A 13,535-nucleotide genomic window follows, 5' to 3' on the forward strand; every position below is an offset into this window, starting at 1 on the left:
GCGGGTCGTCGTTCGTACGGCATGACGAAATCACGCTATCCGATCTGTCCAAAAGGACAGGAAAGGATCATCAGGTCGGAACGGGGGCCCATGTCTTGGTGACCGTGACGGCGTCCAGGATGTCGGGGATCGGAGTGACGCCGAGTCCCGGTCCGGTCGGCACGGCGAGGTGCCCGTCCTCAAGGCGGAACGGCGGCGTGATGTCGGTCCGGTAGTAGCGGTCGGACGCGGAGGTGTCGCCGGGCAGGAGGAATCCGGGCAGGGCCGCGAGCGCCACGTTGGCGGCGCGCCCCACTCCCGTCTCGAGCATGCCGCCGCACCAGACCGGAACGTCGTGCGCCGCGCAGACGTCGTGGATCCGGCGGGCCTCGAGGTAACCGCCCACGCGGCCCGGCTTGATGTTCACGACCCGGCAGGCTCCGAGCGCGATCGCGTCGGCGGCGGCGCGGGCGGAGACGATCGACTCGTCGAGGCAGATCGGCGTGGTGATCCGCGCGGCGAGCTCCGCGTGCCCGACGAGGTCGTCCTCCGCCAGCGGCTGCTCCAGCAGCAGGAGGTCGAACGGGTCGAGCCGGGCCAGGTGCCGGGCGTCGCCGCGCCGGTAGGCGGTGTTGGCGTCGACCTGCAGCGGGATGGCGCCGAACCGTTCGCGCACGGCCCGGACCGGCTCGACGTCCCAGCCGGGCTCGATCTTCAGCTTGATCCGCAGGTAGCCCGCCTCCAGGTATCCGGCGACCGTGTCGAGCAGGGCGGGGATCGACTCCGCGATCCCTACCGACACCCCGCACGGCACGGTGTCCCGAACGGCGCCGAGGGCCTGGCCGAGGGCGACGCCGCGGGCGCGAAGATCCGCGTCCAGGATCGCCGTCTCCAGCGCCGCCTTGGCCATGCGGTGACCCTTGAACGGCGCCAGGGCCGGGGCGACCTTGTGCGCGTCCAGGTCCGTCACGCCGGCCAGCGCCGGCACCAGGAAACGGCTCAGGACGTCGGCGGCGGCGTGCGTGTACTCCGAGGAGTACAGGGGCGCCGTCCCCGCGCCGCACTCGCCCCATCCCTCGGCCTCGTCGGTGACGGCGCGCAGCAGCAGCGCCTCCCGCACGGTCTCCGTGCCGAACGACGTCCGGAAGGGCGACACGAGCGGCACCTCGATGGTGCGGATCTCGACCCCGGTGAGCTTCACTGCGTCTCCTGCCTGTCCAGGACGTACCAGCCCGTGCGGTCGAAGCCGCGCACCCGCGCGCCTTCGGTGAGCAACTCGCCGAGAACCTCCCGTACCGCCGTGCGCCACTCCGCGGCGCAATCCGGGTCGCTCAGCCGGAGGGCCTCGACGTCGCCGGGGACGCCGACGAGCACGGTGCGCGCGTCGGCGCGCCCGGCGACCGGCCCGCCCGTGGCGGAAACACCCAGCGCCACGGACGCACCCGCCGCGCGGGCGGCCCCCGCGTCGGTCAGTCTGGGGCCGCCGTCGCATGCCGCCCCGACCTCGGGCGCCTCCAGCCGCCACCGGACCAGGACCCGGTCGGTGTCGTCGCTGCGGTTGATGTCGTCGTCCATCGGACCGTAGAAGTTCGACAGGTACTCGGTCGGATCGGCGGCCAGCTTGGCGATGTTGAAGTACGCGTTGCGGCGCACCAGGGGATCGTAGGTCCAGCAGATCTCGCCGACACCGCGCAGCATCGCCCAGGCACGTTGATGCAGCTTCAGCGCGAAACCGACGTTGCGCCCCTGCACGTGCGTCAGCACCCCGGCGATGTGACTGTGCAGAGCCTCGCGCGCCGGTGGGGAGAAGAAACCGAAGCAGGCCCCCACCAGCTCCCCGCCGTCGAAGGCGCCGCTCACGTAGCTGCCCGCCTTCGCCATCGCGCGCAGCAGGTCGGCCGTCACCGGAGGATTGTTCTCGCCCGTGCGCCAGATGCGCTCGTACAGACGGCGGACGGCCTCGAGCTCGCCGACCCTGTCCAGGGGGCGGATGTCGACGCCCGCGGCGTGCGCGGCGGCCTCGGCCGCGGCGCACGCCGCGTCGACGGGCTGGGACTCGCGACGGTCGCGGATGAGATCAGTCACGCCGGCCATGGTTCCAGCCGGTCCCGTCCCGCAGATGGTCCGAAAGCACCGGACGACGGGGCCCGGTTCGTCCGGACGGACAACCCTCCGCCGCCAGCAGCTCGGCGACGAGCGCGGTGAGCAACCGCGTCCGCTTCGGCAGCTCCGCCACGAACAGGTGCTCGTCATCGGCGTGCGCACCCCCGCCGACCGCCCCCAGCCCGTCGAGGGTGGGAGTGCCGACACCCGCGGTGAAGTTTCCGTCGGAGGCGCCGCCGACGGCCACCGAAGCGAGCGGACCGATCCCGAGGCCGTCCGCGAGCCGGCGCGCCCGCTCGAACAGGTCCCTCGACGCGGCGGCCGGGAGCGGCGGCCGGTTGGGGCCGCCCCGGACCTCCACGCCGCCGCCGGGCAGCACCGGCCGCAGGGCCTCCATCGCCGCATGGACGCGGTGCTGCTCGGCGGCTTCCCGCACCCGGACGTCGACCTCGAAGCGCGCCGCTGCGGGAACGGTGTTCGCCGTCGTGCCCGCCTCCAGGCGGGTCGGCGTGACGGTCGTGCCCAGCGCGGGATCGCCCAGCTCGACCACGGCCATGATCTGGTGCGCCGCCTCGACGGTCGCGTTCACCCCGCGCTCCGGCTCCAGGCCCGCGTGCGCGGCCTTTCCCCGCACCAGCACCTCGTAGCGCGACACGCCCTTGCGCTCGGTCTTCAAGGCCCCGCCGGGCCCGGCGGCTTCCAGCACCAGCGCGGCCGCGCACCGCCGCGCCTCGCTCTCGATGAGCTCCCGCGACGAGGGCGACCCGGGCTCCTCGTCGCCGGTGACGAGGAGGGTCACGCCGTCCAGGTCGTCCAGTGCCGCCAGCGCGTGGAACGCCATCACCAGCCCCGCCTTCATGTCGAAGCACCCCGGCCCGCGCAGCACCCCGTCGCGGACCTGGAACGGGTGCGTCTCCAGCGAGCCGATCGGCCACACCGTGTCGTGGTGCCCGACCAGCAGCACGCGCGGTTCGGCGCCGAAGCGCCACCGGACATGGGTGCGCCCGTCGATGACGACGCGCTCCGCCTCCGCCCCCAGGAGCCGGGCGCCGACCTCGGCGACCGCCTCCGCGCTGCGGGCGACCGCGGCCAGATCGTCGGACGGGGACTCGCAGCACACGAGCCGTTCGATGTCGGCGATCATCGTGGCCTCGCCCGCACGGACCCGTCGCGGGTCGCGGTTCGCCACGGCACGGCCTTCTGTCACGGTGGACACCTCCGGTCGACGCATCGCTCAAGCTTCGCGAGTCGCGCCGCGGGCGGACCTGTCCTGTCGGCCAACAATGGCGCGCGAGGTTGGGAACCGGCGATGAAACCGGGCGGCTCTCTGGGCCGCTCGTGTCAGGAGCCGACCGCCGCGCGTTTGCGGGCGCCCCGGACCGCCGCGGAGAGCGTGGCGATGTCGTAGGCGCCGACGTGGCGCCGTCCGTTGACGAAGAAGGTCGGGGTTCCGGAGACGCCGCTCACGTCGGCCGAGTCGACGTCCTCGGCGATCCGCCCGGCACCGGTGTGCCGGCGCAGGTCGGCGCGGAACCGGTCGACGTCGAGGCCGATCTCGCCGGCGTAGCGGACCAGGTCCCGGGGGCGCAGCGCGTCCTGGCGGTCGAGCAGCAGGTCGTGCATCTCCCAGAACCGGCCCTGCGCGGCGGCCGCCTCGGCGGCCTCGGCCGCGAGCTGCGCCTGGGGATGGATGTCGTTGAGCGGCAGGTGGCGCCACACGTACCGGACGTCCCCATAGTCGGCGAGCAGTTCCCGGACGACGGACTCCGCCCGTCCGCAGTACGGGCATTCGAAGTCGCCGTACTCCACCACGGTCACCGGCGCGTTCGCGGGACCGCGGACGTGGTCGCGCTCGGGCTCGACCGGTGCGGCCAGGTCGATGATGCTCTCCGCCGTCCCGAGCAGCGCCCGCAACCGCCTGCGCGGAGGCAGCAGCGCGGTCACGCGGACGACGACCCAGGTCACGAGCGTGGCGCACAGGGCCGCGGACAGCACGCCGATCTTGGCCTCCTCCAGCCGCTCACCGGTGAAGGAGAGCGTCGCGATCAGCAGGGCCACGGTGAAGCCGATGCCGGCGATCGCGCCGCCGCCGCCGACCGCTGCCCATCCGACCGGCGGACGCAGCCGGCCCCGGCTCACCCGGGACACCAGCCATGAGGCCCCGAGGATCCCGACCGGCTTCCCGGCCACGTAGCCGATCACGATGCCGAGCGTCACCGCCGAGGTGAAGGCGCGGCCGAGGAACCCGGCGGTGATCGTGACGCCCGCGTTGGCCAGCGCGAACAGCGGCACGACCGCGTAGCTCGCCCACGGGTGGATGAGCAGCTGGAGCCGCTCGTTCGGGGAGATCGCCGCGGCCACCCCGGTCCGCGCCGACCGGGCGAACTCCGGGGTGGGCTGCTCCCGGAACAGCCTGAAGACCTCGGTGGCGCGTTCCAGGTCGTCGCGCGCCGCCGGGTGGGCGTACGTCAGCAGTCCCATGACCAGGCCGACGACCACCGGCTCCACCCCGGCGGACTGGACCGCCGCCCACGCGGCGACGCCCAGCACGACGTACACCGGGATCTGCCGCACCCCGAGGGCGCGCACCAGCACGGTCACCGCGAGGATGCCGACCGCCAGCAGCAGCGGCGGCAGCGCGATGTCGCCGCTGTAGACGACCGCGATCACCGCGAGCGCGATGACGTCGTCCACGACGGTGGCCGTGAGCAGGTACGTGCGCAGCCGTGCGGGGAAGGCCCGTCCGACCAGCGCGAGCACGCCCAGCGCGAACGCAGTGTCGGTCGACATCGCGATGCCCCACCCGTGGGCGGCCGGACCGCCGGCGTTGAAGGCCAGGTAGACGGCCACCGGCACGACCATCCCGCCGACACCGGCGGCCAGCGGCAGCGCGAACCGCCGCCGGTCGCGGAGCTCTCCCATGTCGAACTCGCGGCGCGCTTCGAGCCCCACCACGAAGAAGAACACCGTCATCAGGCCGCTGTTGACCCACTGCCGCAGATCCTGCGAGAGCCCGGCGCCCCCGAACCGGACGGACACCTGCGTCTCCCACACCCGCTCGTAGGAGGACGCGTCCGCGTTCGCCCAGACCAGTGCGGCGACCGTCGCGGCCAGCAGGACCACGGCGCCGCCCGTCTCGGTGCGCAGGAACTCCCGCAGCGGGGTCCGCAGGTTGCGCGCCCACGCGGTCCGGTCGGCGAACGATCCGGAGGGCGGGCCCGCTCGGCGCTCCGTCATCGCTGGACGCTCACCCGGGCCCCTCCTCGCCCGGCAGCCGGACGCGCAGGGCGACCGTCCCGGTCAGGTCGATCCAGGCCGAGTCCGGCGTCCGGACGTAGCGCAGGAGGACATGGCCGCATCCAGGGCAGCGGGCGACCAGGCCGGGCGCCCGGTCGTACACCCGCAGCTCGGCGATCGGGCCGGTGAGCCCGCAGTTGACGCAGCGGCCGGTGGCCGCCGTGACGTCCACGGCGAACAGCTCGCTCAGCGGGCCGGCCAGGGCGTTGCCGTCCACATGATCCATGGGACCGGGGGCGTCCTCCCGGCGGGGCACGTTCATCTCGCTCAGCCTCCGTTCAGCCGAACCGTTCGGTCTTGATCCGCCGCGGGTCGTGACCGCGGGCGAGCAGCATGTCGGCCGCCGACTCCACGAACCCCGTCGGCCCGCAGACGAAGCAGTCACGGTCGGGCGGGCCGTCCCCGAGATCGGCCGCCGTCAGCCGGCCGGGCGGGCGGGGCCAGCCGCCGGGGGCCGCCCGGGTGTAGACGTACGCGACCTCCAGCCCGGGCTCGGGACGCCGCAGCTCGTCGGCATAGAACACGTCCTCGGGCGTGCGCGTGGAGTACACCAGCCGGAACCGCGTTCCCGCCCCGGCCAGGCGGCGGGCACGGACCATGGCCATCAACGGCGCGATCCCGGAACCGCCCGCGACCAGCAGGACGTCCCGCCCCGCCTCGGGCCGCCACACGAACCAGCCGCCCACCGGACCCCGGATCTCGACCGGATCACCCTGGCCGAGCACATCGGTGAGATACGGGGAGACCTCACCGTCCGGGACCCGCTGCACGGTGAGCTCCACCCGATCGGGCGCGGAGAGCGAGTAACTGCGCTGCGCGGCATACCCGTCCTCCGCGGTCAGCCGCACGTCGACATGCTGACCGGCCAGATGCCCCGGCCAGCCCGGCACCTCGAAGACGAGCGTGCGGGCCGTTTCCGTCTCCCGGCGCGTCCCGGCCAGCCGCGCCACGCGCCACGCTAGTCGCCCTGGTACCGCTGCTCGCGCCATGGGTCCCCGTAGTCGTGGTAGCCGGCGGTCTCCCAGAAGCCCGGCTCGTTCTCGTTCAGCAGGTCGATGCCCCGCAACCATTTCGCCGACTTCCAGAAGTACAGGTGCGGAACCAGAAGCCGCACTGGCCCCCCATGCTCCGGCGCCAGGTCCTCCCCGTCGTAGCGGTAGGCGATCCAGGCCTTCCCGTCGAGCAGATCCTCAAGCGGCAGGTTGGTGGTGTACCCGCCGTACGAGGACACGAGCGCGAAATCGGCCGCGGTCTCCACGTCGGCCAGCAGGACGTCCAGCGACACCCCCTGCCAGTCCGTGCCGAGCTTGGACCACTTGGTGACGCAGTGAATGTCCACCCGCGGCTTCTCGAACGGCAGATCCAGCAGCTCCCGCCACGTCCACCGGTATTGCCGCCCGGTCTCCGCGGTCACCGTGAGCTCCCACTCCTCCGGAGGGATCCGCGGGGTCGGACCGGCCGACAGCACGGGAAAATCCTCGGTCAGGTACTGCCCGGGCGGCAACTGGACCGCAGCCTCGCGCCGCCGCCCATGGAACCCAGGCGAAACGACCCCCATCACAGCCTCCCCTCATCAGGCAGAACGGACCCCGTCCTCTGGCCCTTCCTTCCCCAACCCACCGACCCCGATGCGGCCCCCACCCTGGTCACCACCGACCCCGCGCCGACTGGGCACCCGCTCCTCCTGGAGCGGCACAGGCCAGCCTGGCGAACGCCCCACAACCTCAGCGCCGCCCTCACTACGTCAAGCCCGTTGGCGAAGTGTCCGGGAGAGTGCCGACGCGGAAGGGCGGAAGCGCTGCTTTTAGGTACGGGTGAGGAGGACGCTCCGGACCTGCGAGCGGACGAGAGCGCGGTCGAAGACGCGGACGTCGTCGATTCCGCCTCGCCAGTGGTCGATGGGGCGGCCTTGTTCGAGGGCCCGGCCGATTTCCAGCGGACCCGTCGCGCGCACCAGCCTGCGGCACGACCGGGTGGCCGAGAGTTCCCCGTTCACGTAGAGCCGCAACTGCCGCGTCTTCAAGTCGTACACCGCGGCGAGGTGCGTCCATGTGCCGGCCTTCGGCCGCTCCCGGCTGAAGACGGTCTGGTCGCCGTCGGCCCACCCGGTGGCCTGGTTCGGGACCAGGATCGCCCACCTTCCCTTGTCGGAGTCGTAGCTGAGCAGGAAGACGTCGAAGTCGCCGTGGTGCACGCTGAGCACGGTGCCCCAACCGTCGCCGGCGTCGAGCCGAACCCAGGCGGTGACGGTGAAGTCCAGATCCGTGCGGAACACCGCGTTCTGGGCTGTGGTGTGGGCGGTGCCGTCGAGCAGCAGCGCCTGCCCGCTGGGCGCGGCGATCCGACTCGCTCGGCCGGCCGTTCTCAGCGGATGGCGGCCTTCGGAGTCCGCGGCGAGGTCGTTTTCGGGATCGTCGAACCGCCACCAGGCCACCGGCTCGGCCGCCGGGGCCGCCGGGGCCGCGAGCGGCGGCGCCGCGGAGCCGCTCAGAAGGAGCAGCATGGCGGCCGACAGCGCGACCGCGTATCGCCGGATCCGGTTGCGCGGCCTGTTCGCGGCCGCTCTCGGTTGTGGTCGAACCGGCCTGGTGTCGACCAGGAGGAAGGTCTGCGCGGGGGGCATCGCGTGGGCTGGCGACCCGTCACCGGCCAGGCGGTCGTAGGCTGCCAGCCATTGCGCTGCCTCCGTCACGGCTTGTTCGGGGCCGAGGCAGGCGCGGACGAATGCTTCGACGGTTTCTCGTCGTGGCAGGGTGTCGCCGGTGAGGGCTTGGGCGATGGTGCTGCGGGGCAGGGTGTCGCCTGCCGCCTCCGCCCGCCGCTCCAACTGCCGGTAGGAGAACCCCGAGCGCCGCTTCAGATGGCGCAGGGCGTCCATCAACTCTTCGGCGTCGCGAATCCGAGGTGGTCGGGGGCCGGTCGGGGGTCTGCCGTGTGACCGAGAGCGACGCTGTGCCTTGGGCCGGTCCGGATGTGAGCGGTGATCGCCAGTGCCGGTTCCGAGGGTGGACCGGGGCGATGCCCCCAAGTCGTTGCCCTCGGCGAGCCTGTCGTACGCGGCCAGCCACTGCGGGGTTCCCATCATGGCTTGTTCGGGGCCGAGGCAGGCGCGGACGAATGCTTCGACGGTTTCTCGTCGTGGCAGGGTGTCGCCGGTGAGGGCTTGGGCGATGGTGCTGCGCGGCAGGGTGTCGCCCACCGCCTCCGCCCGCCGCTCCAGCTGCCGGTAGGAGAATCCCGACCGCTGCTTTAGGCGACGCAGGGACGAAACGAACTCTCCGCCGGACCGCATGTCCTCCGGAAGAAAAATCTCCTGCGCCATGTTCCCCCTGCCGCCCGAATGGCACCCGCCGCCTATGCAAAGAATGATGGCCGCAGTCAAAGATCTCTGACAAGGGCGATTTCGGCGGGTAACGCTGCGTCGCCGGATCGTGTCCACAGGTGATCATTGTCGATGTCCGGGAACCGGCGCCGTCCGACCGGCCGTCCGGCGCTGTCCGGGACACCGCTCTTATCCCTTTGTGCAGGCCACACCTGGTGTCCCGGACGAAAATCCCCTTGTGGTGCAGCCGCCTCCGAAGCACGTTGCTGATGGACGCGGAAGGGCGCGTCCAGGCTCGTCCACGGTGAGGAAAGGAGGTCTCTTCGGCTGGCCTGCGTACGCCGACAAATGCTTCGAGTGACGGATTTCAGCCCTTTACTCGGAGGTGGTGCGACCGGCCGGCCTTCAGAAGATTCGCCGCACAGTCGAAAAGGAGACGAAGATGGCAGCTTTCCGCACGAAGAAGATCACCCGGCTCGGTCTGACGACCGTCGCCGCCATCGGCCTCGGCGTGGGCGCGGCCGCCTCGCCGGTGCAGGCGGCGCAGACCGCTCCCGCGCGACCCGCCGTCGCGGGGCCCAACTGCGGCTGGACTCCCGCCACCAACGGCAGCGGGTCCATGCGCACCGACAAGCCGATGAAACTGCGGGAGGGCCCGTCGGCCACCTGCGACACCATCGGGTGGACCTCCATGCCCACGAACCAGAAGCTGTGGGCCCGGTGCAAGTTCGTCAACGACGCGGGGAACACCTGGTACTACGTCCGTCCGGAGCCGCCGGCGGGGGAGTACTGGGACCCGGGCTGGATCTTCTCCGGGAACGTCACCGGCGTCCCCTCGGGGATCCCCAAGTGCTGAGCACGTCCTAGGGGCGCGCACGATCTGATCCGTTGATCGGATCGCGACCGCCGGCGGGGGTCGCCCACCACGGGCGGCTCCCGTCGGCGTCGTCGGCTTCCATCGCGTTGAACTCGTACACGGCCTCCGTAGACGCAACCCCAGCGCGATGTGTCCTCGGTGATGGGCCCCTCAGCGGCCGTCACTGATCCGAGTGCTAGGAGCCGTTGAGGGCCGCCGGGTCATCCTCTCCTTGCCTTCCGACTCCCCAGATGCCGCCGGGCACGGCGGCCAGGTCGTACACCGCGGTCCCGGCGGGGATCGTCACGGGCTCCCATTGGCCGCCGCTGTAGCGGTACGGGGGCTTCTCCGGCGGCGCGGACGCCTCCGGCGCGACCAAGGGGGTCCCGGACGCGTCCACGGTCAGGTCGCCGAGGTCGGGGTACCCGGCCGGGGGCGCGATGTAGGTCCATGCGGTGCCGTTCCAGTGCGCCAAACGCTTGGCCGTGATGCCCCAGACGTCGTTCGCGGCGACCGGGACGACCTTGCGGAACCAGTCGTTGACCGCGGGCGGCGGGACGTTCTTCCAGACCGCGCCGTCGAAGTGCGCGGCGGCGGGCACCTGCTGCACGCCGTCCTTGTAACCGACCGCCCATGCGTCGGACGAGTTGAGCGCCTGGAGGTCGGCGACGTAGTCGAGCCCGGGCACGTCGACAGCGGTCCAGGTGTCGCCGGTGCGCTTGAACAGCCCGTTCCCGGACTCCAAGTCCCAGGTGCCGGCGAAGGTGCCCGCCGGGCCGGTGGCGAGCATGGTGACGTACTTGGCCGGAGCCGCGACCTTCTGGAACGCCGAGCCGTCGAAGCGGGCCACGTAGGTGCTCCACCTCCCGCTGGCGCCGAGTCCGCCGGCGATCCAGGTCTCGCCCGCGCCCGAGGCGACTTGCGCGATCTCGCCCTGGCCCGTCCAGCCGTTGATCGGATACTCCTTCCACGACGAGCCCGCCCAGCGCCGCACGACCGGGTTCCCGTCGTTGTACACGGGGCACAGATCGCCCCAGTGCAGGCAGTACTTGCCCTGCACGCCGCCGACCCAGACTCCGCCCGCGCCGTCGGCGGTGACGTCGTGGAGCCGCGCCGTCGGCCACAGGAAAGGCAGGGAGGCCGGACGCAGCTCGGGGGCGGCCGCGACGGCGGGTGCGGGAAGAGACGCGATGGCGACGGCGATGCCGGCCGCGATGGCACGTTTCATGCGAGCACTATCCAACGAATTCCAAAAAAACACCAGTGTCTACTGGAACGGTCGACCCGGTCGCATGCGGACAATGCGGCGCCGCCCTCGCCGGCTCCTCAATGGGCACCCTCACAGTCCGATCACCGTTCTCCACAACGCCCTGCGGCATGGCCGGCCCGATCCGCGGTCACTACTCCTGCCCTGGGCTGCTTGCCGCGTGGTCCACCGGCGCGTCCAGCCACCCCCGTACGACGGTGAGGTCTTCCTCGGAGAACACCGTCTCGCTGGAGTCGATCCGCTTCAGGACGCTGCGTACGAACGCCTCGCCGATCTCCTCCGCGGTCGGCGGGGGGTCGCGGTAGAGCGGGGAACCGCCTCTAGAGGCGCCGTTCATGACGAACCCGATGTGCTGGCGGCTCACCCGCAGGCCCCCGTCCGCGAGCCTGTCCCGCGACCAGGCAGTGCACTTGGTCATGTTGAACGTGTGCTCGGACGCGTAGTCGGAGAGCGCGCCGTAGACGGCGGGCCACCAGTCCTGGGGGAGCTGGGGCAGGTTCATCAGGTCGCCGAGACGCTCGATCGGCTCCGGCACCGGCACTTTCTGCGTGCCGCCCTCGGGCGGCTGGTGCCGGTTTCCGTCCCACAGCAGGTGCTGGGACATGGTCAGGCCCGGCAGGTTCAGGCTCCACAACGCCCTGGAGAAGCCGCCGAGACCGAACCAGTTCGGACCGATCGCGGCGGCGCCCAGTTCATCGCGCACTTGCTGCGCCAGCGCCGCGAGGTTGAGCGGTTCGGCGGCGCCGTTGTACTCACGCGACACGATCGATCTGAAAGACTCGTAGGCACCGGATCTATGGGCGGCGACGGTTCCTGGATGTCCGGTGCCGTCGCTTTCCGGCGTGATCTCTCCGCTCGGGTCGTCGTCGAGGTCGATGGATTCGCCTTGGACGAGCGCGAGCATCTGATGACCGTTGAGTACCTGGTCGGCGATCGAGGTGTACGCCTCGGCCGCGTCCAGCGGCGACATGATGAGCGTACGCCGGTCCGCGCGGCGCAGCCGTTGGAGCAGCGGCGTCATGTCGGAGTCGCCCGAGGCGATGATGAACTCCTCGCACACCGGCTCCGTCGACAGCGCGTCGATCGCGTCGACGACCACCCTGATGTCCGCTCCGTTCTTCGTCGCGTTGTATCGCGGGCAGTCGACAATCTCGAACCCGGCCCGCACGAACGCGCCCCGGTAGCGGGAGAAGTACTTGCGCTCCGTACCCATCGGGACGTAACCGCTGGGATTCAGGTAGCACCGCAGCACGAGCCATCGCCGCCGCGCGCCGGTCTCCGAGATCTCCGATAGCCGCCGCAGCCACGCTCCGGGGTCCGTCGCGAATCGCTCGGCCGCCAGTGGATCCAACTCGCACAGGCCGCTGAAGACATTGTCAAAGTCCAAATACAGTGCAGTCCGCATATGGTGCATGGCAGTAATCTAGCGCCATCGCATCTCCTGAGGCCAGATGGCTGATCCTGGTTGCATGGGTGTTCAGTGAGCCTTTTTTGGTGCGCTCCTCCCGGACGCAGGCTCCACGCGTTGATGGACAAGGTCCACTGGGATTACCCGGCTCCAGAATGAATTTGCTGCTGAACTCGGGAAGGCCGCTATCGTTCGTTGCCCGCTCGTCGGTTTCTGAATCCCAAACCAGGGGCTGAAGACGAAGGGTGGCCGTTGTCGGTCTCGGCTGTTCGGGGCCGGGTGGTGCAGGCCGCTTTAAAGATCGTGTTGGCGGCTGGTGTCCATACCCGGCCGTGCCTCTAGCAGGAGGCCTTTGCCCGTGCTTTGCTAATCGCATTCGACCGTTACGGCATTGCGGTCGACCCAGGGGGATGCGCACGTGCCGCGCGGCGGGGCGTGCGGCAAGGAGGGACAATGCCTCTTACGTCGAAACTCTTCCGCGACGACGTGGCGCTGCAGAAATGCCTGGTGTCGGACGCCGGCCACGTCACACCCGGCGCCCGGGGCGACCACGTCTCCAAGATCCAGGCCGCGCTCGTCACGTTGGGCGCCGGCGTGATCGCTCCTGACGAGATCGAGGGGATGCTCTACGGCCAGACGACGGCGCGGACCGTACTGGCCTTCAAAGGACCACCGCGCAACATTCTGGGCCCCGGCCAGACGACGCCGGACAACATCGTCGGCAAGAAGACCATCGCCGCGCTGGACAACGAGCTCGTGGCGTTCGAGAACAGACCGCCGCCCGCCGTGTTCAGCCTGTTCGTCTCTCTGACCCATGAAGGATCTCCCCACGACCACAGCACGTGCCCGAGGGACGCCGGCGGGCGCCTGGTCGACCACATCGCCACGCCGATCAACCCGGGCCTCGGGCGGAAGGTGAACATCGGCGGCGAAGGGGAGACCCGGTACCAGGGCTTCGAGGATTTCGTCACCGACTCCGGAGTCATCGGCGGACCACCTCGCCCGCTGACCGACGCCATTCCCCGCGACACGGTAACCGACATCGCACTGCGGTCCGCGCCCATCACGCCTCGCGGAGAGAGCGAGATACGCCGGATCGCGGCGTCCGGCGCGCGCCTCACGATCGCCACGAACGCGTACACGCTGCCGAAGATGGAGCAGATCGTCCAACGGCTCGGCGGGACCGTCATCGAGCGCATCTCACTGCCGGACACCTCGGTCCCGGACGGACTCGGCTACCAGATCCTGGTCGTCGTACTCCCGCCCAAGTTCTGACCCAAAGTCAACACGACACGGCTCGCAC

The 13,535-nt window shown here is 71.0% G+C and carries 12 protein-coding genes; 2 read left to right on the forward strand and 10 right to left on the reverse strand.

Features of this window, described 5'->3' with window-relative positions; genetic code table 11:
* Positions 1 to 70 precede the first annotated feature (70 nt).
* The 8 genes from menC to ABWI04_RS02730 all read right to left on the reverse strand — a co-directional run bounded on the left by menC (position 71) and on the right by ABWI04_RS02730 (position 8,818).
* Entirely contained in the window at positions 71 to 1,180 is a 1,110-nt protein-coding gene (menC, locus tag ABWI04_RS02695; protein ID WP_353831274.1) for an o-succinylbenzoate synthase, read from the reverse strand.
* A complete protein-coding gene (locus ABWI04_RS02700) occupies positions 1,177 to 2,064 on the reverse strand; it encodes a GNAT family N-acetyltransferase (protein ID WP_353831275.1) in 888 nt (295 codons plus the stop codon). Before ABWI04_RS02700 ends, menC begins: the two co-directional genes overlap by 4 nt.
* Entirely contained in the window at positions 2,057 to 3,289 is a 1,233-nt protein-coding gene (locus ABWI04_RS02705) for a M20 family metallopeptidase (protein ID WP_353831276.1), read from the reverse strand. The genes ABWI04_RS02700 and ABWI04_RS02705 overlap by 8 nt, the downstream gene beginning before the upstream one ends.
* 134 nt (positions 3,290 to 3,423) lie before the next feature.
* Positions 3,424 to 5,319 (reverse strand): Na+/H+ antiporter NhaA, encoded by a 1,896-nt coding sequence (gene nhaA, locus ABWI04_RS02710; RefSeq protein WP_345172275.1) that lies wholly within the window; start codon positions 5,317 to 5,319, stop codon positions 3,424 to 3,426.
* 10 nt (positions 5,320 to 5,329) lie between these two features.
* Positions 5,330 to 5,641: a DUF6510 family protein gene (locus ABWI04_RS02715; protein WP_345172277.1), complete on the reverse strand. Its 312-nt coding sequence runs from the start codon at positions 5,639 to 5,641 to the stop codon at positions 5,330 to 5,332.
* 16 nt (positions 5,642 to 5,657) lie between these two features.
* Positions 5,658 to 6,329 carry a ferredoxin reductase gene (locus tag ABWI04_RS02720; protein ID WP_353831277.1) on the reverse strand — a complete coding sequence of 224 codons (672 nt, stop codon included), beginning with the start codon at positions 6,327 to 6,329 and terminating at the stop codon, positions 5,658 to 5,660.
* 8 nt (positions 6,330 to 6,337) lie between these two features.
* Positions 6,338 to 6,937, reverse strand: a complete 600-nt coding sequence (locus ABWI04_RS02725; protein ID WP_345172281.1) for a sulfite oxidase-like oxidoreductase — start codon at positions 6,935 to 6,937, stop codon at positions 6,338 to 6,340.
* A 246-nt stretch (positions 6,938 to 7,183) separates the two neighbouring features.
* Positions 7,184 to 8,818 carry a LamG domain-containing protein gene (locus ABWI04_RS02730; RefSeq protein WP_353831278.1) on the reverse strand — a complete coding sequence of 545 codons (1,635 nt, stop codon included), beginning with the start codon at positions 8,816 to 8,818 and terminating at the stop codon, positions 7,184 to 7,186.
* Positions 8,819 to 9,143: 325 nt separating this feature from the next.
* Between ABWI04_RS02730 and ABWI04_RS02735 the strand changes: the two genes are divergently transcribed.
* Positions 9,144 to 9,557 carry a hypothetical protein gene (locus ABWI04_RS02735; protein ID WP_345172285.1) on the forward strand — a complete coding sequence of 138 codons (414 nt, stop codon included), beginning with the start codon at positions 9,144 to 9,146 and terminating at the stop codon, positions 9,555 to 9,557.
* A gap of 196 nt (positions 9,558 to 9,753) precedes the next feature.
* Here ABWI04_RS02735 and ABWI04_RS02740 read toward each other — a convergent pair whose 3' ends face one another.
* Both ABWI04_RS02740 and ABWI04_RS02745 read right to left on the reverse strand, forming a co-directional pair.
* A complete protein-coding gene (locus ABWI04_RS02740) occupies positions 9,754 to 10,785 on the reverse strand; it encodes a hypothetical protein (RefSeq protein WP_353831279.1) in 1,032 nt (343 codons plus the stop codon).
* Positions 10,786 to 10,957: 172 nt separating this feature from the next.
* Complete coding sequence (locus ABWI04_RS02745; protein WP_353831280.1) at positions 10,958 to 12,238, reverse strand: NYN domain-containing protein; 1,281 nt, start codon at positions 12,236 to 12,238, stop codon at positions 10,958 to 10,960.
* A gap of 447 nt (positions 12,239 to 12,685) precedes the next feature.
* On the opposite strand from ABWI04_RS02745, the gene ABWI04_RS02750 reads away from it, so the two are divergent.
* Positions 12,686 to 13,507, forward strand: a complete 822-nt coding sequence (locus ABWI04_RS02750; protein ID WP_353831281.1) for a hypothetical protein — start codon at positions 12,686 to 12,688, stop codon at positions 13,505 to 13,507.
* The last annotated feature ends 28 nt before the right edge of the window (positions 13,508 to 13,535 follow it).

The organism is Actinomadura sp. NPDC000929 (genome assembly GCF_040492065.1).
In the GTDB taxonomy this organism is placed as follows: domain Bacteria; phylum Actinomycetota; class Actinomycetes; order Streptosporangiales; family Streptosporangiaceae; genus Spirillospora; species Spirillospora verrucosospora.

What these genes read in the sequence shown, in the direction of transcription:
- nhaA (WP_345172275.1), bottom strand. Translation starts at nt 5,319, where the DNA reads ATGACGGAGCGCCGAGCGGGCCCGCCCTCCGGATCGTTCGCCGACCGG.
- ABWI04_RS02715 (WP_345172277.1), bottom strand. Translation starts at nt 5,641, where the DNA reads ATGAACGTGCCCCGCCGGGAGGACGCCCCCGGTCCCATGGATCATGTG.
- ABWI04_RS02725 (WP_345172281.1), bottom strand. Translation starts at nt 6,937, where the DNA reads ATGGGGGTCGTTTCGCCTGGGTTCCATGGGCGGCGGCGCGAGGCTGCG.
- ABWI04_RS02735 (WP_345172285.1), top strand. Translation starts at nt 9,144, where the DNA reads ATGGCAGCTTTCCGCACGAAGAAGATCACCCGGCTCGGTCTGACGACC.
- ABWI04_RS02740 (WP_353831279.1), bottom strand. Translation starts at nt 10,785, where the DNA reads ATGAAACGTGCCATCGCGGCCGGCATCGCCGTCGCCATCGCGTCTCTT.
- ABWI04_RS02745 (WP_353831280.1), bottom strand. Translation starts at nt 12,238, where the DNA reads ATGCACCATATGCGGACTGCACTGTATTTGGACTTTGACAATGTCTTC.
- ABWI04_RS02750 (WP_353831281.1), top strand. Translation starts at nt 12,686, where the DNA reads ATGCCTCTTACGTCGAAACTCTTCCGCGACGACGTGGCGCTGCAGAAA.